Raw genomic sequence first — 577 nt, forward strand, 5'->3', positions numbered from 1 at the left:
GCGCTCAAACTCAAGGAAACCTCGGCGATCCAGGCCGAAGCCTTCAGCAGCGCCGAAGTGCGCCACGGGCCGATGGCGTTGATCGATGACAACTACCCGCTGCTGGTGTTCGCCCCGCGCGGCGCCGAACAGCCGGGCCTGCTGACCCTGGCCACGGAAATGCGCCAACGCGGGGCTCGGGTACTGCTGGCAGCGCCTGACGATATCGCCGAACGCGACCTGACCTTGAGCCGCGCCGAACACCCGGCCCTGGACCCGATCCTGGCGATCCAGAGTTTCTACGTGATGGCTGCAGGTTTGGCCCAGGCCCGGGGCATGGACCCGGACCAGCCCCGCCACCTGAGCAAAGTCACTCGCACCCACTGAGTTGATTTCCGTCGTTTCCTGATGAGTACCGTGCCCATGCCCGACAATAATAATGACCTCACCCTCAGCGCCCCCCTTAGCGGACCGGTGCTGACCCTGGGCAACGTGCCTGACGACGTGTTCGCCAGCGGCGCCATGGGCGACGGGATTGCCATCGACCCCCTCAACGACTGCCTGCATGCGCCGTGCGCTGGCGTGGTGATCCATGTTG

General features: G+C 65.5%; 2 protein-coding genes. Both read left to right on the forward strand.

Annotation, left to right across the window (positions count from 1 at the left end):
* The coding region (locus tag KL786_RS29295) for an SIS domain-containing protein (protein WP_215519820.1) at positions 1–366 on the forward strand (366 nt) is incomplete at its 5' end.
* Positions 367–402: 36 nt separating this feature from the next.
* The coding region (locus tag KL786_RS29300; RefSeq protein WP_215519821.1) for a PTS glucose transporter subunit IIA at positions 403–577 on the forward strand (175 nt) is incomplete at its 3' end.

This window comes from Pseudomonas sp. TAE6080 (assembly GCF_018732265.1).
GTDB lineage: Bacteria > Pseudomonadota > Gammaproteobacteria > Pseudomonadales > Pseudomonadaceae > Aquipseudomonas > Aquipseudomonas brenneri.